This window comes from Streptomyces sp. NPDC053079 (assembly GCF_044546695.1).
Taxonomy (GTDB): domain Bacteria; phylum Actinomycetota; class Actinomycetes; order Streptomycetales; family Streptomycetaceae; genus Streptomyces.
In genome coordinates this window covers 564,535-590,926 of record NZ_JBITZJ010000004.1, presented here as the reverse complement: position 1 = coordinate 590,926, position 26,392 = coordinate 564,535, and the positions used below count along the sequence as shown (strand labels likewise).

The 26,392-nt window shown below is 74.7% G+C and carries 2 protein-coding genes; one reads left to right on the top strand and one right to left on the bottom strand.

The genetic code is table 11. The annotated features are described in order from the left end of the window. The first annotated feature begins 10 nt into the window (after positions 1-10). Positions 11-2,914, top strand: coding sequence for an amino acid adenylation domain-containing protein (locus tag ACIGXW_RS18295; RefSeq protein ID WP_399573923.1), 2,904 nt, complete (start codon positions 11-13; stop codon positions 2,912-2,914). 75 nt (positions 2,915-2,989) lie between these two features. Here ACIGXW_RS18295 and ACIGXW_RS18290 read toward each other — a convergent pair whose 3' ends face one another. Continuing rightward, complete coding sequence (locus ACIGXW_RS18290) at positions 2,990-26,392, bottom strand: non-ribosomal peptide synthase/polyketide synthase (RefSeq protein WP_399573922.1); 23,403 nt, start codon at positions 26,390-26,392, stop codon at positions 2,990-2,992.

Below are 26,392 nucleotides of genomic sequence, written 5' to 3'. Positions count from 1 at the left end.
GAGGCCTCCCATGGCCACAGCCACCCCACCACCCTCCACGCGAACGCCCCGGGCAGCCGCGTTGCGCCGGGCCTGCCACAGCCTGACCGTCCGCGCGGACCGCCCCGTCGACGCCGTGCGGGCCGCCCGCCGTCTGCAGGACGCCGCCGCGCTGCGGCTGTGGACCCTGCGCCTGCCGGTGGACTCCCAGGATCCCGCCGGGCGGGCCCGGGTCCGCGCCGAGGCCGAGCGGCCCGTGCGCCCGGACGACGGGGCGCCCCGTGCCGTCCTGATCGAGTACGCCGACGGGCTCGCCGACCTCGTCCTCGTCGCCGCCCGGTCCCTGGTACCGCTCAAGACCCTCGAACGGCTGGCCGCGCTGGTGCTCGACGGGGCCGAGGGCGCCGGGGAGCCGGCGCCCGTGCCCACCGGCCGGACGCTGCCCGCCGGGCGCGTGCCGCGCACCGACAGGCCCGGCCCGGAATGGGGCCTCGGCACACCCGCCCGGGCCGGCCGCTTCGGGACCGTACCGGTTGCCTTCGAGGCCGACGGCGACGACGACGCCCTTCTCCTCGCCGCCGTGTCGCTCACGCTGGCCCGCTACGGCGCCCAGCCGGAGGTGACGGTCGCCGTCCAGGACGCCGACTCCGCCGACGGCTTCCGCCCCTTGGCCGTCACCGTGGACGAGGACGACACGGTCGCCGCCCACCTCCAGCGGTGCCGCGTCCCGCGCGGAACCGCCTCCGCCGACGACCCGGCCGTCGCCGTGGTCCTCACGCCGGCACGGCCCGGCGCCCACTACCGCCCGTTCCTGGCGCCCCCCGCGCCCCTCACCCTCCACTTCGTGCGGCAGCAGGACGGCTCGTACACCGGCACCTGCTGGTACGACGAGGGCGCCGTGGCCCCCGCGATCGGCGAGATGTTCGCCGCCCGCGTCGAGCGCGCCGCCCGGCAGCTGGCCGTGCTGCCCGGGGACGGACCCCTCGCCGGCGTCGGACTCCTGGACGCCGACGAGGCCCTCGACGTCCTCCGCCTCGGCGGCCTCGGCACCACGCACCACGGAACCGGATCCGGCTCGTCCGGCACGATCCACGGCCGGATCGCGGAGACGGCCCGCAGCCGGCCCGACGCCGTCGCGGTCACCGACGGGCAGCAGGAGCTGACCTACCGGCAGCTCGACGAGCGGGCCGAGCGGATGGCCGCCGGGCTGACTGCGCTCGGCGTGGAGGCCGGGACCGGTCGGGTGGGGGTGTGCCTGGAGCGTGACGCCACGCTCGTCGTCACCCTGCTCGCCGTGCTGAAGGCGGGCTGCGCCTACGTCCCCATGGACAGCCGCTACCCCGACGAACGGCTCCGCAACACCACCACCGACGCGGGCGTCGGCGTGGTGATCGGCGACCCCGGGCAGTTCCCGCGCATCGACGGCGTACGCGTCGTCACCCCCGCCGAACTCATGGAATCCGGCGCGCCGGGGGAGCGGGAGGATCGGGAGGAGAGCGCCGACGACGGCCTCGCCGCCTACGTCATCTACACCTCCGGCTCCACCGGCCGCCCCAAGGGCGTCGTGGTGCCGCACCGCAACGTCACCGCCCTCGTCGAGGCCACCGCACCGGACTTCGGGCTCGGCCCCGACGACGTGTGGACCCTCTTCCACTCCACCGCCTTCGACTTCTCCGTATGGGAGATCTGGGGCGCCCTGCTCACGGGCGGCCGGCTCGTCGTCGTCCCGTACTGGGTGACGCGCGCCCCCGACGAGTTCCACGAGCTGCTGGCCGGGCAGCGGGTCACGGTCCTCAGCCAGACCCCGTCGGCCTTCGCCCAGCTCGTCGAGGCCGATCGCCAGTCCGCCTCGGCAGCCGGACCCGCTGGACCCGCCGGATCCGTCGCACCCGCCGCGCTCGGCGCACTCCGGCTGGTCGTCTTCGGCGGCGAGCCGCTCGACGTGACGATGCTCGCCCAGTGGCTCACCCGGCACTCCCACACCCGGTGCCGCCTGGTGAACATGTTCGGCATCACCGAGACCACCGTCCACGTCACCGCGCAGACCGTCACCCCCTCCGACGTGATCGCCCGCTCCCGGTCCGTGGGCCGGGCGCTGCCCGGCTGGTCGGTGTCCGTGCGCGACCAGCGCGGGCGCGTCCTGCCGCCCGGCGCGTCCGGCGAGATCTACGTCGGCGGGGCCGGGGTGGCCGACCGCTACCTGGGCCGCCCGGAACTCACCGCCGAGCGCTTCGTCGTCGACGCGCTCACCGGCGAGCGCGTCTACCGCAGCGGCGACCGCGGCCGGCTCGCGCCGGACGGCCGCCTCGACCACCTGGGCCGCCTCGACAACCAGGTCAAGGTCCGCGGCCACCGCATCGAGCTCGACGAGATCCGCTCCGTGCTGCTCGCCGAACCGACGGTCGGCGGGGCCGCCGTGGTCCTGCGCCAGGACACGCCGGGGGACGCGGCGAGCACCCGGATCCATGCGTACGTGGTGCTCACCGACGGCGGTACGGAGAAGGACGCGTACGAAGCGGCGCGCCGGGTGCTGCCGGACTACATGATGCCGGCCACCTTCACCGCGATCCCCGCGATACCGCTGACCATCAACGGCAAGGTCGACACCGCCCGGCTGCCCGAACCCGGCGCCCGCCAGGCCGTCGCACAGCCGTCCCCCACGAGCACCGTCCCGGAGGCCGCTGAGGCGGCTGAGGCCGCTGGGGGCGGAGACGGCGGTGAGCTCGGAGCGCAGCTCCTCGAACTGTGGTCCGGCCTCCTGGGCGTCGACGTGCGCCCCGAGGACAACTTCTTCGAGCTGGGCGGCAATTCGCTGCTCGTCGTCCGCCTGCTCTCGGAGATGAAGTCCAGGGGCCTGCCCAAGGTGACGATGCGGCAGTTCTACAGCAACTCCACCGCCTCCAAGTTCATCGACCTCGTCGACGGACTCGGCTGAACACCGGCGGGCGGGAACGAAAGGGGGCGGGGCCCGGTCTTCACGACCGGGCCCCGCCCCTTTCCCGCTACCTCCCTAGCGCACGAGCTTGCTCAGCTTCTCCGCCAGGACCGGCCCGATGACCCGCAGTGATTCGGGCGTCGCCATCGCGGCGTGCTCGCAGTCGACCTCGTGGAAGTCGACCGCCCCGTCGAAGTACGGGTCCCACACGCCCGGCGTGAGCACGTCCTTCGGCTTGTCCGTGGCGGCGAAGACCAGGGCGTCGGCCGTCACCCGCCCGTGCCGGTACTCGGGGCTGATGCGGATGTCATTGATCATCACGTTGAGGATCGCGGTGATCTGCTCCTCCTCGAAGTCCGCGAAGACCGAGTTCCGCTCCCGGGCGATCGCGACGAACCGCTCGTACGTGACCGGCTCGCCCGCCACCTGGCCCGGCAGGGCGTCCGTGTCCACGCCGAGCGCCTTGAGCAGCGTCAGGTAGACCATGGACGCGTCCAGCGTCGCCTCCTCCGCCAGCTCCTCCTCCGTCCTGGGCCGGGCGGGCTGGGCGTCCAGGATGACGACCAGCGGCACCTCCCGGCCGCGCTCGCGCAGCTTCGCGGCCATGGCGTGGGCCACGACGCCGCCGAAGGACCAGCCCAGCAGGTAGTAGGGCCCCTCCGGCCGGATCCGGGTGATCTCGCCGATGTAGTCCTCGGCCACCTCCTCGACGGACCGCGGCAGATGGTCCGGCTCGGACAGCCCGCGCGCCTGGATGCCGTAGACCGGGAAGTCCGGGTCCAGGTGCGGGAGCAGACCGGCGTACGACCAGCTCAGGCCGCCGCCGGGGTGGATGCAGAACAGCGGCGCGTGCCGGCCCTGCGGACGCAGCGGCAGGACCACGTCGAACGCGTCGCTCCCGCTCTCGCCGCCGTCGATCCGGCGTGCCAGTCCGGCCACCGTCGGCGTCTCGAACAGGGCCCGCAGCGGCAGTTCGACCCCCAGCACCGCACGGATGCGGCTGATCAGCCGGGCGCCGAGCAGCGAGTGCCCGCCCAGGTCGAAGAAGCCCTCGTCGACGCCGACCCGGTCGACGCCCAGCACCTCGCGGAACAGGGCGCCGAGCACCTCCTCGCGCGGGGTGCGCGGCGCGCGCCCGCCGGTGGAGGCGTAGTCCGGTGCTGGCAGCGCCCGCCGGTCCAGCTTGCCGTTGGGCGTGAGCGGCAGCGCGGGGACGGTCAGGACCGCCGACGGCACCATGTACTCCGGCAGGCGCCGGCGCAGCAGGTCACGCGACTCCGGCGCACCGGGCATCGTGCCGTCACCCGGCACGACGTAGGCCACCAGCCGCCGGTCTCCCGGCGTGTCCTCGCGGACCACCACGACGGCCTGCGACACGCCGGGCTGCTCGCACAGCGCGGCCTCGATCTCGCCGGGCTCGATGCGGAACCCGCGGACCTTGACCTGCTGGTCCGCCCGGCCGATGTACCTCAGGCTGCCGTCCCGGTCCCAGCTGACCAGGTCGCCGGTGCGGTACATCCGCTCGCCGGCCGGACCGTAGGGGTCGGCCACGAAGCGCTCGGCGCTCAGCCCGGGCCGGCCCAGGTAGCCGAGAGCCAGACCGGATCCGGCGATGTACAGCTCTCCGGGCACGCCCGGCGGCACCAGGCCCAGCCGCTCGTCCAGCACGTACGTGCGGGTGTTGGCGATCGGCGCGCCGATGACGGGGGCGGCGCCGGCCCGTACGGGGGCGGCGGTGGACCAGATGGTGGTCTCTGTCGGCCCGTAGAGGTTCGTCACCTCCGCCGCGTGCGCGGTCAGCGTCCGCGCGAGGTCGGACGGCAGGGCCTCGCCGCCGACGAGGACCCGCAGCCCGTCGAGCGCGTCGGGCCGCTCCTCGGCGAGGGCACGCCACAGGGTCGGCGTGGCCTGCGCGATGGACGCCTTGCTGCCGACGACGAGGTCGGCCAGCGCCTGCGGGGTCCGCACCGTGTCGCGGTCGGCCAGCACCAGCGCCGCACCGCTGATCAGCGGCAGATAGATCTCCAGCGCGGAGATGTCGAACCCGACGGTCGTCACCCCGACCCAGCGGTCACCGGCGTCCAGCGGGAAGCGCACGGCCATGTCCGCGAGGAAGTTCACCAGCGCGCCGTGCGGCACGACGACGCCCTTGGGAGTGCCGGTGGAGCCCGAGGTGTAGATCACGTAGGCCGGGTGGGACGGCCGCGGCCGCCGCCCGGGGTCGGTGTCCGGCTGCGCGGCGAGAGCCGCGGCCGTCTCCGGGCCGTCGAGGGCGACGACGCAGGCCGCCTCCGGCTCGGGCAGCAGCCCCGCGAGCGCACCGGTGGTGACGACCAGGGCCGGAGCCGCGTCCGTGACCACGTGGGCCACCCGGTCCGCCGGGTACTCGGGGTCGACGGGCAGGTAGGCCGCGCCGGTCTTGAGGACGCCGAGGAGGGTGACGATCAGGTCCGGAGTGCGTTCGAGGAGTACGGCGACGGTGCGGTCCGGTCCGGCGCCGCGGCCGGTCAGCCAGTGCGCCATCCGGTTGGCCCGCGCGTCGAGCTCCGCGTACGTCAGCTCCACGCCGTCGACGACGAGCGCGGTGACCCCCGGCGTACGGGCGGCCTGCGCGGCGAACAGCTCCGCGACCGTCGCGTCCGGGACCTCCCGGACGGTGTCGTTCCACTCGGTGTGGACCAGCGCCCGTTCGCGGTCGGTGAGGACCTCGGCCCGGGCGATGGGGCGGTCCGGGTGGGCGACGAGGGCGTGGAGAAGGGCCGTCCAGCGGGTGGTGAGGGCAGAGACGGTGGCGGGGTCGAAGAGGTCAGTGGCGTACTCCGCGTACCCGTCGATGCCGGCGGCACGGCCGTGCGCGTCCTGCTTCTCGGCGAGGCTGAGGGTCAGGTCGACACGGGAGACGCCGGTGGCGGCGGGCTCGGGCCGGGCCGTCAGACCCGGCAGGGCGAAGTCCGCCCGGGCGTTGTTCTGCCAGGCCAGCATGATCTGGAACAGCGGGTGATGGGCCGTCGAGCGCTGCGGGTTGAGCTCTTCCACGAGGTGCTCGAACGGCACGTCCTGGTGGGCGTACGCCGCCAGGCTCGTCTCCCGCACGCGGGCGATGAGCTCGGCGAACGTCGGGTCGCCCGACGTGTCCGTGCGCAGCACCAGCGTGTTGACGAAGTCGCCGATCAGATCGTCGAGCGCCTGGTCCGTGCGGCCGGCGATCGGCGAGCCGAGCGGAATGTCCGTGCCCGCGCCGAGCCGCGTGAGCAGGGTGGCCAAGGAGGCCTGCAGCACCATGAAGACCGTGGCGTCGTGGGCACGGGCCAGGTCGTTCAGGGCCCGGTGCAACCCGGCGTCCAGCTCGAAGTGCAGGACGTCGCCCGTGTAGCTGGCGTGCGCGGGACGCGGCCGGTCGGTGGGCAGGGTCACCTGCTCCGGGAGACCGGCCAACTGCTCGCGCCAGTACGCGACCTGGCCGCTGAGGACGCTGTCCGGGTCGGAGGCGTCGCCGAGCAGCTCGCGCTGCCACAGCGTGTAGTCCGCGTACTGCACCGGCAGCGGCTGCCAGCCGGGCTCCTCGCCACGGCTCCGCGCGGCGTAGGCATCCGCGAGGTCACGCGCCAGCGGCGCCAGGGACCAGCCGTCACCGGCGATGTGGTGCAGCAGGATCAGCAGCACGTGCTCCGCCGGTCCGGTGCCGAACAGCCAGGCACGCACGGGGATGTCGGTGCTCAGGTCGAACGCGTGGCGCGCGGCCTGGGCCATCCGCTCGTCGAGCTCACGCTCGTCGACGTCCTGGACCTCCCAGCCGAGGCGGGTGTCCGCGGCGGCGAGGACCGTCTGCCGGGGCTCGCCGTCCACCTGGGTGAACAGGGTCCGCAGCGACTCGTGGCGTGCCACGACGTCGCCGAGTGCGGCCTCCAGGGCCTGGCGGTCGAGGTCGCCGGTCAGGCGCAGGGCCATCGGCATGTTGTACGTCGCCGAGGGGCCCTCCAGCTCGTGCAGGAACCACAGGCGCTGCTGCGCGAACGACAGCGGCAGCACCTCGGGACGCACCGCGGGCACCAGCTCCGCCCGCCGCGGCCCGCTGGCCTTGTCGAGCCGCTCGGCCAGACCGGCCACGGTCGGGGTTTCGAACAGGGCCCGCAGCGGCAGCTCGACGCCGAGCGCCCTGCGGATGCGGCCGACCAGGCGCGTGGCGAGCAGCGAGTGCCCGCCCAGGCCGAAGAAGCCGTCGTCCACGCCGACCCGGTCCAGCTCCAGGACCTCGGCGAACAGGCCGCACAGCAGCTCTTCGCGCGGGGTGCGCGGACCGCGGTCCACGACGGGGGCGTAGTCCGGCTCCGGCAGGGCCGCCCGGTCCAGGGCGCCGTCGGGCGTGAGCGGCAGCACGGGCACCGCCACGACCGCCGACGGCACCATGGGCGCGGGCAGCTGGTACCTGAGGTCCTCGCGGACGCGGGCCGCGGAGAACTCGGTCGCGACGACCGGCACCACGTAGGCGACCAGTCGCCGGTCGCCGGGCGTCTCCTCGCGGACCGTCACCGCCGCCTGCGCCACGCCGGGCCGGCCGCGCAGCGCGGCCTCGACCTCGGCGGGGTCGACGAGGACGCCGTGGACGGTGACCCGGCCGTCGGTACGGCCGACCAGCCGCACCCGGCCGGCGCCGTCCCGCCGCGCCACGTCCCCGGTGCGGAACATCCGCGTCCCCGCCGGACCGTGGGGGTCGGCGACGGCGGCGGCGCCGGCCGTCGGGGCGGGGCCGGCGACGTAGAGCTCACCGGGCACGCCCGCCGGCACGAAGCGCAGCCGCTCGTCCAGGACGTACGACCGGGGCGCGACGAGCGGGAGTCCGGCGGCGCCGAACGTCTCCACCACCCGGCGCCCGGCCGACCACTGCTCGATCAGGCCGGTCGGGTACGGCTCGGCGCCGACGATCAGCGTGGTGAGGTCCGTCAGCCGCTCGGCGGAGCCGCCGGGCAGCGCCGCCAGCACCGGGGGCGCGACGAGCGCGTGGGTGATCCGGCGGTCGGCCAGCTCCCGGGCCAGCTCCTCGCCGGCGGGACGCTCCCGGCCGGCGAACACCAGGGTGGCACCCGGGGCGAGGGCCGTGACGAGCTCGAGCACGGCCGTCCCCGACGCCGGCGAAGCCAGCGCCAGCACACGGGCGTCAGCGTTCGCGACGCCCTCGCGCCGCAGCGACGCGGCCAGATCCGCGATGCCCTCGTGCGGGACCACCACGCGCTCGGAACCCGAGATGGGCAGCACACAGGCCGGCAGCTCCGGCCGGAGCGACTGCCCCGGCTCGGTGTCCGGCTGCGCGGCGAGGGCGGCGGCCGTCTCCGGGTGGTCGAGGAGGACGACGTCGGCGGCCGCGCCGCCCGCCAGGTCCGCGAGCGGACCGGCGGTGACGACCAGGTCCGGCGCGGCGTCGGTGAGCAGACGGCTCACGTACGCCGCCGGATATCCGGGGTCGAGCGGCAGGTAGGCCGCGCCGGCCTTGAGGATGCCCAGGAGGGTGACGATCAGGTCCGGGGTGCGTTCGAGGAGGACGGCGACGGTCCGGTCGGGTCCGGTGCCCTGGCCGGTCAGCCAGTGCGCCATCCGGTTGGCCCGCGCGTCGAGCTCCGCGTACGACAGCTCCACGCCGCCGCCCTCCAGCGCGACCGCGTCCGGCGTACCGGCCACCTGAGCCAGGAACGACTCGATCAGGGTCGGCGCGCCTGCAGGAAGGTCGCCGGACGTCTTCGCCCCGGCCGCTTCCGCGAGGAAGCGCTCGTGCTCCTCGGCGGTGAGGATGTCGGCCTCACCGACAGGCCGCTCGGGCTGAGCGACGAAGGCGTGCAGAAGGGCCGTCCAGCGTGCGGTGAGGCCGGTGACGGTGTCGAGGTCGAAGAGATCGGTGGAGTACTCGGCGAAGGCGTCGATGCCGTCCGGCCGGCCCTCGCCGTCGTGACGCTCGACGAGGCTGAGCGTCAGGTCGAGGCGCGAGACCCCGGTGGTGGCGGCCTCGGGCCGGACCGTCAGACCCGGTAGGGCGAAGTCCGCCTGCTCGTTGTTCTGCCACGCCAGCATCACCTGGAACAGCGGGTGATGGGCGGTGGAGCGCTGCGGGTTGAGCTCCTCCACGAGGTGCTCGAACGGTACGTCCTGGTGGGCGTACGCGGCCAGGCTCGTCTCCCGTACCCGGGCGATGAGCTCGGCGAACGTCGGGTCGCCCGACGTGTCCGTGCGCAGCACCAGGGTATTGACGAAGTCGCCGATCAGATCGTCGAGCGCCTGGTCCGTGCGGCCCGCGATGGGCGAGCCCAGCGGAATGTCCGTGCCCGCGCCCAGGCGCGTCATCAAGGCCGCCAGAGCCGCCTGCAGCACCATGAACACCGTGGCGTCATGGGCCCGCGCGAGATCCGTGAGACCCCTGTGCAGCTCGGCGTCGATCGCGAACTGCGCGATGTCACCGGTGTAGCTGGACTGTGCAGGGCGCGGCCGGTCGGTGGGCAGGGTCACCTGCTCCGGGAGACCGGCCAACTGCTCGCGCCAGTACGCGACCTGGCCGCTGAGGACGCTGTCCGGGTCGGTGGCCTCGCCGAGCAGCTCGCGCTGCCACAGCGTGTAGTCCGCGTACTGCACCGGCAGCGGCTGCCAGCCGGGCTCCTCGTCCCGGCAGCGCGCGGTGTAGGCCGCGACCAGGTCACGGGCCAGCGGCGCCAGGGACCAGCCGTCACCCGCGATGTGGTGCAGCAGGATCAGCAGCACGTGCTCGGCCGGTCCGGTGGCGAACAGCCGGGCCCGGACGGGCAGATCGACCGCGAGGTCGAAGGTGTCACGTGCGGCGGCCTCGAGGGCCGCGGGGAGCTCCTCCTCGGTGGTGTGCAGCAGTTCCCAGTCGACGCGCGCGTCCCCGGCGGCGAGGACCGTCTGCCGGGCCGCACCGTCGGTCTTGGTGAAGACCGTGCGCAGCGACTCGTGGCGTGCCACGACGTCGCCGAATGCGGCTTCCAGGGCCTGGCGGTCGAGGTCGCCGGTCAGGCGCAGGGCCATCGGCATGTTGTACGTCGCCGAGGGGCCCTCCAGCTCGTGCAGGAACCACAGGCGCTGCTGCGCGAACGACAGCGGCAGCACCTCGGGACGTCCGCCCGCCGTCAGGGCCGGCCGCACCGGCCCGCCGTCGGCGAGCCGCTCCGCCAGCCGGGCCGGCGTCGGGGCCTCGAACACGGTACGGACGGAGACCTCGGCGCCCAGGCCGTCGCGGACCCGGCTGACCAGGCGCATCACCATCAGCGAATGGCCGCCCAGCGCGAAGAAGTCGTCGTCGGCGCCGACCTCGTCCAGGCCCAGCACCTCGGCGAACGCCGCGCACAGCGCCCGCTCCCGGTCCGTACGCGGTGCCCGGCCGGACACCGCACGCGTGAAGTCGGGTTCGGGCAGGGCCTTGCGGTCGAGCTTGCCGTTCGCGGTGAGCGGCAGCCCGGTCAGCGTGACGAAGGCCGCGGGGACCATGTACTCGGGCAGCGAGGCGTGCAGGGCCGCACGGATCCCGTCCGTGTCGAGCCCGTCCCGCTCCCCGTCGCCGGCGGCGGGCACCACGTAGGCGACCAGCCGGTTCTGCCGTGCCACGACGACCGCGCGGGCGACCGACGGGTGCCGGGTGAGCGCCGCCTCGATCTCGCCGAGCTCGATGCGGAAGCCACGGATCTTGACCTGGTCGTCCAGCCGGCCGAGGAACTCCAGCACCCCGGCCCGCGTCCAGCGGGCGAGGTCGCCGGTGCGGTACATGCGCTCGCCCGGCGCGCCGAAGGGATCGGCCGTGAACCGCTCGGCCGTCAGTCCGGGGCGGCCCAGGTAGCCGTGGGCCAGCTGCGTGCCGGCCAGGTACAGCTCGCCCGCCACGCCCGGCGGGACCGGCCGCAGCGCCGCGTCGAGCACGTACGTCCGCGTGTTCCACACCGGCCGGCCGATCGGCACCACTCCGCCGCCCGCGTCCGTGGCCGGGGCGGTCTGCCAGAAGGTGACGTCCACCGAGGCCTCGGTGGGGCCGTAGAGGTTGTGCAGCTCGGCGTCGACGGTCGCGTGGAAGCGGTCCGCCAGCTCGGCCGGCAGCGCCTCACCGCTGCACATCACCCGGCGCAGACCGGTGCAGCGCGCGGCGGCGGGCTCGGCGAGGAAGACGTCCAGCATGGACGGCACGAAGTGGGCCGTCGTGACGCCCCGCTCCTGGATCAGGCCCGCCAGGTAGGCGGGGTCCTTGTGCCCCTCGGGGGCGGCCACCACCAGCGTCGCGCCGGTGATCAGCGGCCAGAAGAACTCCCACACGGACACGTCGAAGCTCGACGGCGTCTTCTGCAGCACCCGGTCGTCGGCCCCGAGGCCGTAGGCGTGCTGCATCCACAGGAGGCGGTTGACGATGCCCCGCTGCGGGACGATGACGCCCTTGGGGGTGCCGGTGGAACCCGAGGTGTAGATCACGTACGCCGGGAGCTCCGGGGAGAACGTCACGGCCGGACCGCCGTCCGCGCCGTCCGCCCCCCGCGTCACCTCGGCGACGAGAGCGGGATCGTCGAGGACGAAGGCCGGACGGGCGTCGGCGCGCATGAAGGCGAGGCGCTCGGCCGGGTAGTCCAGATCCAGCGGCAGATAGGCCGCACCGGCCTTGTGCACGGCGAGCAGGGCGACGACCAGCTCGACCGAGCGGGGCAGCGCCACGCCGACGGTGCCGCCGGGGCGGACCCCGCGCTCGACCAGCAGGTGCGCCAGCCGGTTCGCGCGGGCGTCGAGCTGCGCGTAGGTCAGCTCGGCGTCCCCGAAGACGAGCGCGGTGGCCTGCGGCGTACGGGCGGCCTGGGCGGCGAACAGCTCCGGCAGCGTCGTGGCCGGCACGTCCTGAGCGGTGGCGTTCCACTCGGTGACGACCTGGTCGTACTCGTCGGAGGTGAGGATGCCGGCCGTGCCGACGGGCTCGTCGGGGTGAGCCGCGAGGGTGTGCAGGAGACGGGTCCAGCGCTCGACGAGCGTGCGGACGGTCGCGGCGTCGAAGAGGTCCGTCGCGTACTCGGCCATCGCCGTGATCCCGGCGGGCCCGCCCTCGTCGTCGCGGCTCTCGGCGAGGCTGAGGGTCAGGTCGAGGCGGGAGACGCCGGTCGCCGAGTGCACGGGCCGGGCCGTGAGGCCGGGCAGCGCGAAGTCGGCCTGGGCGTTGTTCTGCCAGGAGAGCATGACCTGGAACAGCGGGTGGTGCGCCGTGGAGCGCTGCGGGTTGAGCTCTTCCACGAGGTGCTCGAACGGTACGTCCTGGTGGGCGTACGCCGCGAGGCTGGTCTCCCGCACCCGGGCGATGAGCTCGGTGAACGTCGGGTCGCCCGAGGTGTCCGTGCGCAGGACGAGGGTGTTGACGAAGACGCCGACGAGGTCGTCGAGCGCCTGGTCGGTACGGCCGGCGATCGGCGAGCCGAGCGGAATGTCCGTACCGGCGCCCAGACGCGTGAACAGGGTCGCCAGAGCCGCCTGGAGAACCATGAACACCGTGGCGTCGTGCGCGCGGGCCAGGTCGTTCAGGGCCCGGTGCAGTTCGGCGTCCAGCTCGAAGTGCAGGACGTCGCCGGTGTAGCTGGCGTGCGCGGGGCGCGGCCGGTCCGTGGGCAGGGTCACCTGCTCCGGGAGGTCCGCCAGCTGCTCGCGCCAGTAGGCGACCTGGCCGCTGAGCAGGCTGTCGGGGTCGGTGGCGTCGCCGAGCAGCTCGCGCTGCCACAGCGTGTAGTCCGCGTACTGCACCGGAAGGGGCTCCCAGCCGGGCTCCCCGCCCTGGCAGCGCGCCGTGTACGCGGCGACCAGGTCCTCGGCCAGCGGCGCGACCGACCAGCCGTCACCCGCGATGTGGTGCAGCAGGATCAGCAGCACGTGGTCCGTCGGACCGGTGCCGAACAGCCAGGCGCGGACGGGGATGTCGGTGCTCAGGTCGAACGCGTGGCGCGCGGCCCGCGACATCCGCTCGTCGAGCTCACGCTCGTCGACCTCCTCGACCTCCCAGCCGAGGCGGGCGTCCGCGGCGGCGAGGACCGTCTGCCGGGGCTCGCCGCCGGTGTGGCCGAAGACCGTGCGCAGCGACTCGTGGCGTGCGACGACGTCGCCGAGCGCGGCCTGCAGGGCGGCGCGGTCGAGGTCGCCGGTCAGGCGCAGCGCCAGCGGCATGTTGTAGGTGGCCGACGGCCCTTCCAGCGTGTGGAGGAACCACAGGCGCTGCTGGGCGTACGACAGGGGCAGCACGTCCGGGCGCACCGCGGGCACCAGCTCCGCGCGCCGCGGCCCGCCGGCCCCGTCGAGCCGCTCGGCCAGGCCGGCGACCGTGGGGGACTCGAACAGGTCCCGCAGTGGCACCTCGACGCCGAGCACGGTACGGATGCGGCTGACCAGGCGCGTGGCGAGCAGCGAGTGCCCGCCCAGGTCGAAGAATCCGTCGTCCGCGCCGACCCGGTCCAGGCCGAGCACCTCGGCGAACAGGGCGCACAGCGCCTCCTCGCGCGGGGTGCGCGGGGCGCGCCCGGTGACGAGGCCGGAGAAGTCGGGCGCGGGCAGGGCCTTGCGGTCCAGCTTGCCGTTGAGCGTCAGGGGCAGCGCGGAAAGGGTCACGACCGCCGACGGCACCATGTACTCCGGCAGCCGCTGCCGCAGCGCGTCCCGTGCCGCGGACGGCGGCAGTTCCGCGCCGTCCGCCGTGACGACGTAGGCCACCAGACGGCGGTCGCCCTCCTGGACCTCGTGGACGAGCACGGCGGCCTGGGTCACCCCGGGCAGCTCGCGCAGCGCGGACTCGACCTCGCCGGGCTCGATCCGGAAGCCCCGGACCTTGACCTGGTGGTCGGCCCGGCCGACGAACTCCAGCCGGCCGTCGCGGTTCCAGCGCGCCAGGTCGCCGGTGCGGTACATCCGCGCCCCCGCCGGACCGTACGGGTCGGCGACGAAGCGCTGGGCGCTGAGCGCGGGCTGGTGGATGTAGCCGCGCGCCATGCCGGCGCCGGAGACGTACAGCTCACCCGCGACCCCGGGCGGCACCAGCCGCAGCCGGTCGTCCAGGACGTAGACGCGCTTGTTCGCGACCGGGCGGCCGATGGGCAGCGCCGGCTCGAGGGCGCGGCCCGGCTCCATGACGTGCAGCGAGGCGAAGGTGGTGGTCTCGCCGGGGCCGTAGCCGTTGACGACCACGACGTCCGGGCAGGCGTCCATCACCCGCCGGACCGCGGCGGGCGGCACCACTTCACCGCCGGTGAAGACCTGGCCCATGTGGCGGAAGGCCTCCGGGCACTCCTCGGCCATCACCTTGAACAGACCGGCGGTGATCCACATCGAGGTGATGCGGTGCTCGACGATGACGTCGCGCAGGCCCGCGGCGTCGAGCCGTACGTCCGGCGCGATCACGACCTGGCCGCCGAGCAGCAGCGGGACCCACAGTTCGAAGGGCAGGGCGTCCCAGGCGGTCGGCGAGTGGAGCAGGACGCGCCCGGCGTGCCGGCCCACGTCGGGGTCGTCGCTCAGCGCCGCGATGGCGGCGTGCGTGAGCGCGATGCCCTTCGGCTTGCCGGTCGAGCCGGACGTGTAGACGACACACGCCAGCTGATCGGGCGAGGCGGGAGTCGCGAAGTCGCGGGCCGCGGCGGCGGGGACGTCGGCGTCCCCGGCGTCGTCGCCCAGCAGCAGCACCTGCTCCCCGGGCACGAACTGCGGCACGCGCGACGGCGAGTCGGTCAGCAGCAGCGAGACGTCGTTGTCGGCCCACATCAGGCGGACCTGGCTCTCGGGGTACCGCTCATCCAGCGAGACGTACGTGCCGCCCGCCTTCACCACGGCCAGGACGGCGACGACGAAGCCGACGGAACGCGGCATGGCGATCGCCACGACCTGCTCCGTGCCGACGCCCCGGTCGACCAGGTCCCGGGCGAGCCGGTTCGCCCGCGCGTCGAGCTGCGCGTACGTGAGCGAGGCCGCGCCCGCGACGACGGCGACGGCGTGCGGGTCCAGCCCGACCCGCTCCTCGAACGCCTCGACGAGGGTCCTCGCCGGGACGGGCCGCCGCGCGGCGTCCCAGTCGGCCCGGATCCGGTCGTGCTCCCCGGCGGTGAGGACGTCGGCGTCGGTGACGGGCCGGTCGGGGTGGGCGGCGAGCGTGTCGAGGAGGCCGGTCAGCCGGGTGGTCAGGGTGGTGACGGTCCCGGCGTCGAAGAGGTCCGTGGCGTACTCGGCGAAGGCGTCGATGCCGGCGGGCCGGCCCTGCGCGTCCTGCTTCTCGGCGAGGCTGAGGGTCAGGTCGACGCGCGAGACGCCGGTGGCGGTGGGCTCGGTCCGTACCTGCAGACCGGGCAGCGAGAAGTCCGCCTCCGCGTTGTTCTGCCAGGCCAGCATCACCTGGAACAGCGGGTGGTGGGAGGTGGAGCGCTGCGGGTTGAGTTCCTCGACGAGGTGCTCGAACGGTACGTCCTGGTGGGCGTACGCGGCCAGGCTCGTCTCCCGCACCCGGGCGATGAGCTCGCTGAACGTCGGGTCGCCGGAGGTGTCCGTGCGCAGGACGAGGGTGTTGACGAAGACGCCGACGAGATCGTCGAGGGCCTGGTCGGTGCGGCCGGCGATCGGCGAGCCGAGCGGAATGTCCGTGCCGGCACCCAGCCGCGTCAGCAGGGTCGCCAGAGCAGCCTGGAGGACCATGAACACCGTGGCGTCATGGGCCCGGGCCAGGTCGACGAGCCGCTGGTGCAGCGCCGCGTCGAGCGCGAAGCACACCACGTCGCCGGTGTAGCTGGCGTGCGCGGGGCGCGGCCGGTCGGTGGGCAGGGTGACCTGCTCCGGGAGACCGGCCAACTGCTCGCGCCAGTAGGCGACCTGGCTGCTGAGCAGGCTCTCGGGGTCGGTGGCGTCGCCGAGCAGCTCGCGCTGCCACAGCGTGTAGTCGGCGTACTGCACCGGCAGTGGCTGCCGGCCGGACTCCTCGCCCTGGCAGCGCGCCGTGTAGGCCGCGACCAGGTCGGCGGCGAGCGGCGCCATGGACCAGCCGTCACCCGCGATGTGGTGCAGCAGGATCAGCAGCGTGTGGTCCTCCGGACCGGTACTGAACAGCCAGGCGCGGACGGGGATGTCGGTGCTCAGGTCGAACGCGTGGCGCGCGGCCTCCCGCAGGGCCGGTGCGAGCTCCTCCCGTGTGACGTCGGCGGCGTGCAGCTCCATCCGCGCCCGGCTCGTGTCCAGGATCAGCTGACGCGGCCCGTCCTCGCCCTCCGCGAGGATCGTGCGCAGCGACTCGTGGCGTGCCACGACGTCGTCCAGCGCGGCCTGGAGCGCCTCGCGGTCGAGGTCGCCGGTCAGCGTCAGGGTCAGCGGCATGTTGTAGGTGGCCGAGGGGCCCTCCAGCTTGTGGAGGAACCACAGGCGCTGCTGCGCGTAGGACAGGGGCAGCACGTCCGGGCGCACCGCGGGCACCAGCTCCGCCCGCGCCGGGCCGCCCGGGCCCGTACCGCCGTCGAGGTGCTCGGCCAGGCCTGCGGCCGTGGGGGCCTCGAACAGCACCCGCAGCGGCAGCTCCACGCCGAGCACGGTGCGGATGCGGCTGATGAGCCGGGTGGCGAGCAGGGAGTGCCCGCCCAGGTCGAAGAACCCGTCGTCCACGCCCACCTGCGCGAGGCCCAGCACCTCGGCGAACAGGGCGCACAGCGCCTCCTCGCGCGGGGTGCGCGGGGCGCGGCCGTCGGTGGGGGTGTAGTCGGGGGCGGGCAGGGCCCGCCGGTCGAGCTTGCCGCTGGGCGTCAGCGGCACCGCGTCGATCGCCACGACGGCGGACGGCACCATGTACTCCGGCAGCCGCTCGCGCAGCCCGTCCCGCAGCCCGGCCAGCAGCTGTCCGGTCGTCCGCGACCCCAGCGGGTTGTTGGTCAGCGCCCGCAGCGAGGCGGTGCCGGCCGCCGGGCGGTACACGCCGGTGTAGACCGTGCCGCCGTCCCCGGCGCCCTCCGTGCCCCCGGGCAGGAACACCGCGTCGAAGGCGTCCACCGCGCGCGGCGACCAGGTCGCGAGGACCCGGTAGCCGTGGCGGGCGCCCCACTCGTGCAGGGCCTCGGGGTCCAGCCCCGCGTGGCCGCCGTCCACCGGCTCCAGGATCCGCCGGATCCGCTCCGGCGAGGCGCCCTCGGACAGGGCCCGCGAGGCGGCGACCTCGGCGGCCAGCCGGCTGTTGACGATGTCCGTCACCCGCACCGGACCGGCGTGGCCGGCCAGCAGCCCGGGCAGCGCCTCCAGACCGTCGAGGTCACGGCCCCACACCAGGGCGGGGGCGTCGGCGAGGGGCACGCAGTCCGCGGCCGACGGCGCCTTGTGCAGGACGACTTCGTAGCGGTGGCGGGTCAGCTCGTTGTGGTACGCGCCCCGCTTGAGGCGGATGTCGACCCCGCCGAGGTCGGCGTGGCCCGCGGCCCACGTGGTGAAGAAGTCCGGCTCGATGACCAGTTCCTTCTCCACGACCATGGCGTGCTCGACGGCGGCGCGCATCCGCGCGGCGTCGTTCAGCTCGCCGCCCTCCTCGGCGCGGCCCGCGTGGATGGCGGTGTGGAACGCCCGCAGCGAACCGCGGCTGCGCACGTCGCCCACGATGATGCGGCCGCCGGGAACCAGCAGGCCCAGCGCACCGTCGAGGACCCGGGCGAAGTAGTCGGCGTCGGGGAAGTACTGGATGATCGAGTTCAGCACCACGGTGTCGAAGAAGCCGGTGGGCAGCCCGTCGGTCACGTCGGCGGACTGGCAGCGCGGCTTGACCTTCTCGCTCCAGCCGGCCGCCTCGACCTGCTCGGTCAGGCGCTGGATCGTCGGCGCGGAGAAGTCGGTGGCCCAGTAGGACTCCACCTGCGGGGCCAGCGGGCCCAGCAGCAGGCCGGAGCCGACGCCGATCTCGAGGATCCGGCGCGGAGCCGACTCCATGATCCGGGCGACGGCGGCGTCCCGCCAGTCACGCATCTCCTCGAGCGGGATGGGCTCGCCGCTGTAGGAGCTGTTCCAGCCGAGGAAGTCCTCGCCCAGACCCGCGCGTTCGGCGTCCTTGCCGGTGTACACGGAGTCGTAGATCTCACGCCACTCGCTCACCTGCTCGGCGATGACGTCACCGGCGGCGTCCGCGGCGCCGTCCGGGGCGGCCTCCGCGGCGTCGCCGGCGTCCTCGCCGTCGGGCACGACGTAGGCCACGAGCCGCTGGTCGCCGGGGGTGTCCTCACGGACGACCACCACGGCCTGGGCCACGCCCTGCTGGGCGCGCAGCGCGGCCTCGATCTCGCCGGGCTCGATGCGGAAACCACGGATCTTGACCTGCTGGTCGGCGCGGCCGACGTACTGCAGCAGGCCGTCGGTACCCCAGCGGGCGATGTCGCCGGTGCGGTACATCCGGGTGCCCGCGGGGCCGTAGGGGTCGGCGACGAAGCGCTCGGCGCTCAGGCCGGGCCGGCCGAGGTAGCCGCGGGCCAGGCCGGCGCCCGCGAGGTAGAGCTCTCCCGCGACGCCCGGGGGCACCAGCCGCAGCCGCTCGTCCAGGACGTAGGCGCGCGCGTCGTCGACCGGGTGGCCGATCGGCGCCTGACGGCCGGACAGCGGGCCGCTGATGGCGGCGCAGACGGTGGACTCGGTGGGGCCGTAGGCGTTGACCATCCGGCGACCGGCCGACCACTGCTCGACGAGGTCGGGCGCGCACGCCTCGGCGCCGACGATCAGCGTCGCGAAGTCGGTGAGCCGCTCGGCGGAGCCGGCGGGCAGCGTGGCGAGTACCGACGGCGGGATGAGCGCGTGCGTGATCCGCCGGTCGGCGAGGACCTGTGCCAGCTCCTCGCCGATGAGCCGGTCCCGCGCGCCGACGACCAGCGCGGCACCCGAGGAGAAGGCCATGACCATCTCCAGCACGGCCGCGTCGAAGCTCGGCGAGGACAGCTGCAGCACCCGGGAGTCGCCGTCGACGACGCACGCGCGGCGCAGCGTCGAGGCCAGGCTCGCGATGCCCTGGTGCGCGACGACCACGCCCTTGGGCGTGCCCGTGGAGCCGGAGGTGTAGATGACGTAGGCGGGGTGGGACGGGCGCAGCGCGGCGATCCGGTCGGCGTCGGCCGGGTCGGTGTCCGGGCAGGCCCGCAGCGCCTGGGCGACGGAGGGCGCGTCGACGGCGACGGCCTCGGCGGACACGGTGGCGGGCAGCAGCCCGGCCAGCGCGCCGGTGGTCAGGACCAGGGCCGGGGCGGCGTCGGCGACCATGTGGGTGACGCGGTCGCCCGGGTAGTCCGGGTCGATCGGCAGGTAGGCCCCGCCCGCCTTGAGGACGCCGAGCATCGCGGCGATCAGCTCGGACGAGCGCTCGAACATGAGGGCAACGCGCCGCTCGGGGCCGATGCCCCGGGCGATGAGCCAGTGCGCGATCCGGTTGGCCCGCGCGTTGAGCTCCTCGTAGGTGACGGCTTCGCCGTCCGCGACGACCGCGACGGCCTGCGGGGTGCGGGCAGCGTGCGCCTGGAAGGTCTCCGCCAGGGTCTCGGCGGCCGGGAGCGCGGCGAGGTCGTGCCACGCCCCGGTGATCTCCTCGCGCTCCTGGGCGGTGACCACGTCGGCCTGTCCGATGGCCAGGCCGGGCTCGGCCACCACCGTCCGCATCAGCCGGGTCCAGCGGGAGATGAGCGTGTCGACGGTGGCGGCGTCGAAGAGGTCGGTGGCGTACTCCACGTACGCGTCGACGCCCGCGGGCTTGCCGTCCTCGCCGTGGTTCTCGGTGAGGCTGAAGAACAGGTCGAAGCGCGAGGTGCCGGTGCCCGCGAGCTCGGGGCGCACGTCGAGGCCCGGCATGTCGAACCGCGCCCGCTCGTTGTTCTGCAGGGTCAGCGCCACCTGGAACAGCGGGTGGTGGGCGGTGGAGCGCTGCGGGTTGAGCTCCTCCACCAGGTGCTCGAACGGCACGTCCTGGTGGGCGTAGGCGGCGAGGCTGGTCTCCCGCACGCGGGCGATGAGCTCGGTGAAGGTGGGGTCGCCGGAGGTGTCGGTGCGCAGCACCAGCATGTTGACGAAGAAGCCCACGAGGTCGTCGAGGGCCTCGTCCATGCGCCCGGCCACGCCGCTGCCCAGCGGAATGTCGGTGCCGGCGCCGAGACGGGTGAGCAGCGCCGCCATGGCGGCGTGCAGCACCATGAACACGGTGGCGTCGTTCTCACGGGCCACCTCGCTCAGGGCCCGGTGCAGATCGGGGTCCAGGGTGAAGCGGGTGACCTCGCCGGTGTAGGAGGCGACGGCCGGGCGGGGCCGGTCGGCGGGCGCGGTCACCACCTCGGGCAGGTCCGCCAGCTGCTCGCGCCAGTACGCGACGTGCCGGGCGAACAGGCTGTCGGGGTCGGATGCGTCGCCGAGCAGCTCGCGCTGCCACAGCGTGTAGTCCGCGTACTGCACCGGCAGCGGCCGCCAGTCGGGCGCCTGCCCGGCGCCGCGGGCGGTGTAGGCGGTGGCCAGGTCGCGGGCCAGGGGCACGATCGACCAGCCGTCACCGGCGATGTGGTGGAGCACCACTACGAGGACGTGCTCCTCGGGGCCGGTGCCCAGCAGCCAGGCCCGGATCGGCACCTCGGCCGACAGGTCGAACTCGTACCGGGAGGCGTCCGTCAGCGCCTGCGCCAGGTCCTGCGGGGCGACCTGCCGGGTGTGCAGCTCCATGCGGGCCCGGCCGGCGTCCAGGATCTTCTGGTGGGGCAGGCCGTCGTGCTCGGGGAAGACCGTGCGCAGCGACTCGTGCCGTACGAGCAGGTCGCTTAGGGCCGCTTCGAGGGCGTCCCGGTCGAGGTCGCCGCGCATCCACAGGGCCAGCGGCACGTTGTACGTCGCCGAGGGGCCCTCCAGCTTGTGCAGGAACCACAGCCGCTGCTGGGCGAAGGACAGGGGCAGCACCTCGGGCCGCGCCGCCGGGACGAGCGCTGCCCGCCGCCGGCCGCCGTCGTCGTCGAGGCGGGCGGCCAGCGCGGCCGCGCTCGGCGCCTCGAACAGCGCCTGGATGGACAGTTCGGCGCCCAGGACGGTGCGGACGCGGCTGATGAGACGGGTGGCGAGCAGCGAGTGCCCGCCCAGGTCGAAGAACCCGTCGTGGACACCGACGTGCGCCAGGCCCAGCACCTCGGCGATGAGCCCGCACAGCAGCTCCTCGCGCGAGGAGAGCGAGCGGATCTCGTCGACCGTCAGGATCTCCGCGGGCAGCAGCGACGCGGGCAGGTGGCCGGCCAGTTCGCCGAGCAGCCGGGCGCCGGTGACGCCGCTTTCGGCGGGCAGGACGTAGGCCGCGGCCTGCCCTTCCGCCCGGGCGACCACGACGGCGTGGGCGACGGCGGGGTGCCGGGTGAGCTCCGTACGGACGAGGTCGAGCAGTTCGCGGCCGCGGTGGGCGTCGCCGGTCCCGGCCTGCCCGTCGGCCGCGGCCGTGCCGGCGGAGCCGGCGGCGGTGCGGCGGGGGCGGCGCACCAGGCCGCGCAGGACCGGGGGCAGCGGCTGGGCGGAGGCGCGCAGCGCGTCGGTGTCGATGCCGACGGGCGCCAGGACCGGCAGCCGTCCCCGCAGCGACAGGTCGAACAGGGCCAGTGCCCGCGCGCTGGGCAGCGCGGCGACGCCGGACGCCGCGATGCGCGCCAGCTCCGCGTCGTCCAGGGCGGCGGTGATGCCGCTGGCCTGCTCCCACAGGCCCCAGGCCAGGGACGTGGCGGGCAGGCCCTGGGCGCGGCGGTGCTGGGCGAGGGCGTCCAGGAAGGTGTTGGCGGCCGCGTAGTTGGCCTGGCCGGGGCTGCCGACGGTGCCGGCGAAGGACGAGAAGAGCACGAACGCCGACAGGTCCATGTCGCGGGTCAGCTCGTGCAGGTGCCAGGCGGCGTCGACCTTCGGGCGCAGCACGGCGCCCAGACGGCCGGCGGTCAGCGCCTCGAACGCCGCGTCGTCGGTGACGCCGGCGGTGTGGACGACGGCGGTCAGCGGGTGCGCGGCGGGCACGGTGGCCAGCAGCGCGGCGAGTGCGTCGCGGTCGGAGGTGTCGCACGCGGCGATGGTGACCTGCGCGCCGAGTGCGGTGAGTTCGTCGCGCAGCGCGTCCGCGCCGGCGGCGTCCGGGCCGCGGCGGCTGGTGAGCAGCAGGTGCCGCACCCCGTGCCGCGCGACCAGGTGGCGTGCGAGAAGGGAACCGAGGGTGCCCGTACCGCCGGTGATCAGCACGGTGCCCGCGGCGGCGGGGGCGGTGCCCCCGGTCAGGGCGTCCGGGGCGACCCGGGCCATGCGCGGGACCACGGTGCGGCCCTCGCGCAGGGCCAGTTGGGGCTCGTCGTGCGTCAGGGCGGTGGCGACGGCGCCGTGCACGGCGGCGGCGTCGGCGGGGCCGGCGCCGAGGTCGAGCAGGGTGAAGCGGCCGGGGTGCTCGGCCTGCGCGGAGCGCAGCAGACCCCACACCGCCGCGCCGGCGAGGTCGGTGACGTCCTCGTCCGGGGCGGTGGCGACCGCGCCACGGGTGATCAGGACGAGGCGGGAGCCGGCCAGCCGGTCCTGGGCGAGCCACTCCTGTACGAGCGCGAGCACGCCCGCAGTGACGGTGTGGGCACCGGTCACGGCACCGGCACCCTCGTGCGGCAGACCGCCGCCGACGATGTGCGGTACGGGCACGAGGACGGCCGCGGGGACGGCGGCGCCTTCCTCGACGGCCCGCACCAGCGAGGCCAGGCCCGGGTGGGCGGCCGCACCGGCCTGCCCGAGGTCCTCGGAGCCGAGCACGGCCCAACCGGAGCCGTCACCGGACGAGTCGGGCGAACCGCCGAGGGCGGGCCACTCCAGCCGGAACAAGGAGTCCCCGGCCCCGGAGGGCTCCGGGACCGGACGCTGCGAGGGCACCGGACGCAGGGTCAGCGAAGCGATGCGCAGCACGGGCAGGCCCATGGCGTCGGCGAGCAGCACCTCGACGCCGTCCCGCCCCACGGGACGGATCCGCACACGGGCGGCACGGGCCCCGGTCGCGTACAGCTCCACGCCCGTGACCGCGGCCGGCATGCGCACGGCGGGCAGGGCGTGGGACGCCGGCAGGTGCAGGGCGGCGTCCAGGAGCGCGGGGTGCACGCCGTAGCCGGTGGCGTCGGCGTCGTCGGTGAGGCGCACCTCGGCGTAGACGTCGTCGCCGTGCCGCCAGGCCGCCGTGAGGGCCCGGAAGGCGGGCCCGTAGGCGTAGCCGGCCGCGGCCAGGTCGTCGTAGAGCGTGTCCGTGGCCACGGCGGTGGCACCGTGCGGGGGCCAGACGGCCAGCTCGGCGGTGTCGCCGTCCGCGCTGCCCACGGCGAGGACACCGGTGGCGTGCCGGGTCCAGCCCGCCTCGTCACCAGTGGCGTCCGCGCCGTCGGCGGGCCGGGAGTGGACCGTCATCGACCAGCGGCCCCGGCCGTCGGGGTCCAGGGTCACCCGCAGGTCCACGGCCGAGCGCGCGGGGAGCGCGAGCGGAGTCTCGAACGCGAGCTCCTCCACCTGGTCGCACCCGACGCGGTCGCCCGCGGCGACCGCCAGGTCGACGAGCGCCGACGCGGGCAGCAGCGCCGCCCCGGCGAGGGTGTGGTCGGCCAGCCAGGGGTGGGTGCGCAGGGAGATCCGGCCGGTCAGCACCCGGCCCCGCCCGTCGGGGCGGGTCACCGCCGCGCCCAGCAGCGGATGGCCGCCGGCGCCGAGACCGAACCCGGCCGCGTCGCCGTGCGCCGCGCCGGCGGCGTCCCGCAGCCAGAAGGTCTCGTGCTGGAAGGCGTAGGTGGGCAGGTCGACGCGGACCCCGGCCGGCAGCCACGGGGAGAAGTCCACCGGCACACCCTGGACGTACAGGCGCGCGGCGTTGGCCAGGAACTGCCGGGCCGCGGCGTGGTCGCGGCGCAGCGAACCCACCACGACGGTGGGGGAGTCCGCGTCGGCGAGGGCCTCCTCGACGCCCATGGTCAGCACCGGGTGCGGGCTGGACTCGACGAAGACGCCGTACCCGTCGGCTGCGGCCGCGCGGATCGCCCGCTCGAACTCCACCGGACGGCGCAGGTTGCGGTACCAGTACGCGGCGTCGAGTTCCCTCGTGTCGATCGGAGAACCGGTCACGCTGGAGTAGAACGCGATGTCGCAGGCGGCCGGCGTGATGCCGGCCAGGGCGTCCGCGAGCCGCTCGCGCAGCGGCTCCACGCTCACGGAGTGCGAGGCGTAGTCCACGGCGATCCGCCGTGCCGCGATGTCCTCCTCCTGGCAGCGGGCCAGCAGCGCGTCCACCGCCTCCGGGTCGCCCGAGACCACGGTGGAGGACGGGCCGTTGACCGCCGCGATCTCGATGCGCCCCTCATGGCCGGCCAGGCGCGCGCGGACCTGCTCCACGGGTGCGCCGACCGAACCCATGGCACCCGTGCCCGCGAGGCTCGCGAGGGCCTGGCTGCGCAGCGCCACGATCTTCGCCGAGTCCTCGAGGGACAGCGCCCCGGCGACGCAGGCCGCGGCGATCTCACCCTGGGAGTGGCCGACGACCGCGTCGGGCCGTACGCCCGCGGCCTGCCACTGCGCGGCGAGCCCGATCATCACGGCCCACAGCACCGGCTGGACGACGTCGACACGGTCCAGGGAGGGGGCGCCCTCGACGCCCTTCAGCACCTCCAGCAGCGACCAGTCGACGTGCGGGGCGAGTGCCTCCGCGCACGCCTCGAGGCGCTCGGCGAACACCGGAGAGGTTTCCAGCAACTCCCGTGCCATGTCCGCCCACTGCGAGCCCTGCCCGGGAAAGACGAACACCGTCCTGCCGAGGCCCGCCGCCGGCTCGCCGGCCGTGCGCACGAGGTCGGAGTGGGGCGCGTCGTGCTGGAGCGCCTCGAGTGCGGCGGTGTGGCTGCCGGTGATGACGGCGCGGTGGGCGAAGTGGGTGCGGGTGGTGGCGAGGGAGTGGCCGATGTCCGCGGGGGAGTGGTGGGGGTTGGCCTGGAGGTGGTGCTGGAGGCGTGCTGCCTGCTCCTGCAGGGCCTGGGGGGTCTTGGCGGTGAGGAGCCAGGGCGTGGCGCCTTCGCGAGGCGCGGGTACGGGCGCCTGGGTGCCCTCCGTAGCCGCTACGGGCTCCTCGAGGATCAGGTGGGCGTTGGTGCCGCTGATGCCGAAGGAGGAGACGGCCGCACGGCGCGGGTGGTCGCCGCCGGGCCAGGCCTGCTCCTGGTCGAGGAGACGGACGGCTCCGGCTTCCCAGTCGACCTTGGGCGTGGGCTCGTCGACGTGCAGGGTCCTGGGCAGCTTCGCGTGGTGAAGCGCCATGACCATCTTGATGATGCCGGCGGCGCCCGCGGCGGCCTGGGTGTGGCCGATGTTGGACTTGATGGAGCCGAGGTAGGCGGGTGCGCCGGTGGTGCGGTGCTGGCCGTAGGTGTTGAGGAGTGCGTGGGCTTCGATGGGGTCGCCGAGGGTGGTGCCGGTGCCGTGGGCCTCGATGGCGTCGACGTCGGCCGGTGCGAGGTTGGCGTCGGTCAGGGCGGCGCGGATGACGCGTTCCTGCGACGGTCCGTGGGGTGCGGTGAGTCCGTTGCTGGCGCCGTCCTGGTTGACGGCGGTGCCGCGGATGACGGCGAGGACGGGGTGGTTGTTGGCGCGGGCCTGGGAGAGGGGTTCCAGCAGCAGCATGGCGCTGCCCTCTGCGAAGCCGGTGCCGTTGGCGGTGCCGGAGAAGGCACGGCACCGCCCGTCGGCCGACAGCCCCCGCTGCCGGCCCAGTTCGACGAGCGTCGTCGGCGTCGCCATGACCGTGGCACCGCCGGCCAGGGCCATGCCGCACTCGCCGCGGCGCAGGGCCTGGACGGCGAGGTGGGTGGCCACCAGCGAGGAGGAGCAGGCGGTGTCGACGGTGATCGCCGGCCCCTCCAGCCCGAAGGTGTAGGCGATACGGCCCGAGGCGACACTGGCCGTATTGCCGGTGCCCACGTAGCCCTCGATCTCCCCCGGCGTGTTCGCCAGCCGGGAGACGTACTCCTGCACCATCACACCGGCGAACACGCCCGTGTCGCTGCCGCGCAGCGTGGTCGGGTCGATGCCCGCCCGCTCGATGGCCTCCCAGGCGTTCTCCAGCAGCAGGCGCTGCTGGGGGTCCATCGCCGCGGCCTCGACCGGGCTGATGCCGAAGAACGCCGCGTCGAAGCGCCCCGCCTCGTGCAGGAACCCGCCGCCCGTCGCATAACAGGTCCCCGGAACCGAGGACTCCGGGTCCGGGTCGTAGAGGGCCTCCAGGTCCCAGCCGCGCTCGGTGGGGAACCCGGAGATCGCGTCGGTGCCCTCGGACACCAAGCGCCACAGGTCCTCGGGCGAGTTCACGCCGCCCGGGTACCGGCAGGCCATGCCGATGATCGCGATCGGTTCCTGGGCCTTTTCCTCGACCTCGCGCAGTCGCTGCCGGGCCTGACGCAGATCTGTCGTGGCCCGCTTGAGATAGTCACGGAGCTTGGCTTCATTGGACAT

Coding starts and splice junctions, on each gene's coding strand:
- ACIGXW_RS18290 (WP_399573922.1), bottom strand. CDS start 26,392: ATGTCCAATGAAGCCAAGCTCCGTGACTATCTCAAGCGGGCCACGACA.
- ACIGXW_RS18295 (WP_399573923.1), top strand. CDS start 11: ATGGCCACAGCCACCCCACCACCCTCCACGCGAACGCCCCGGGCAGCC.